This is a genomic window from Dielma fastidiosa, from assembly GCF_000313565.1.
Taxonomy (GTDB): Bacteria; Bacillota_I; Bacilli_A; order Erysipelotrichales; family Erysipelotrichaceae; genus Dielma; species Dielma fastidiosa.
Map to the genome: position 1 here is coordinate 1 of NZ_CAEN01000092.1, position 784 is coordinate 784.

Below are 784 nucleotides of genomic sequence, written 5' to 3' on the forward strand. Positions count from 1 at the left end.
GGCTTCAACTACATCTTCCTTTTCCCCTTGTAGAATCTTAGCAATAGTGGAATCTTTATTTCCTTTTTCAACTTGTGTTTGGATATCAGTCGTTTTACCATCTAAATCATTTTGTAAAATGGTGTCAAATGCTAATACAAAGAATGATAAATCTTTGTCAGCTGTTACACCTAAATACTCATTGATATTATTATTTAATGAAACATAAGTATCTTGTACTGCACCTGCTAAATCATTACTGTATTCACCGTCTGAATCAATACCTAAATATTTACCATAGTCAGCTTTGAAATCTTTCAACTCTTTTAAAGCAGCTTTGGCATCTAAGTAATTTTCATCATTAATTACAGACCAATCATGTTCTTTACCGGTTTCATTGTTAGTGTTTTTCATCACCTTAGCTAGTGTTGAAGTATCCTTAACATCTTTTGCTTTAATAGAACCTTCACCAGCATAATCTTCAATACCGTCAACAACCTTTAACCATGTATAAATGTTAGCTCTCTCAGTATAACCAGCTTCTCCTGTCTCAGGATCAGCGAATTCCAACAATTCCACGGCATAATCAGCAATTACTTCTAAGATATTAACTTTTTTATCAGCTTTATTCAGAGCTTTCATATCGTTATCCAAAGTAACTGTGTTAAATTTAGCACCATCTAATTGGCTCAAAACTTCTAAATAAACTAATGCACCACAATCAGCAGGTTTGTCATCCATCAAACCATCGCAAATACCACCTTTTATAGCAGTTGAACTATCTGCCATAACCGGAGCAGCAGCA

General features: G+C 34.1%; 1 protein-coding gene. It reads right to left on the minus strand.

Features of this window, described 5'->3' with window-relative positions; translation table 11 throughout:
- On the minus strand, positions 1–784 hold a 784-nt coding region (locus tag DAHG_RS21300; RefSeq protein ID WP_034456135.1), incomplete at both ends, for a hypothetical protein.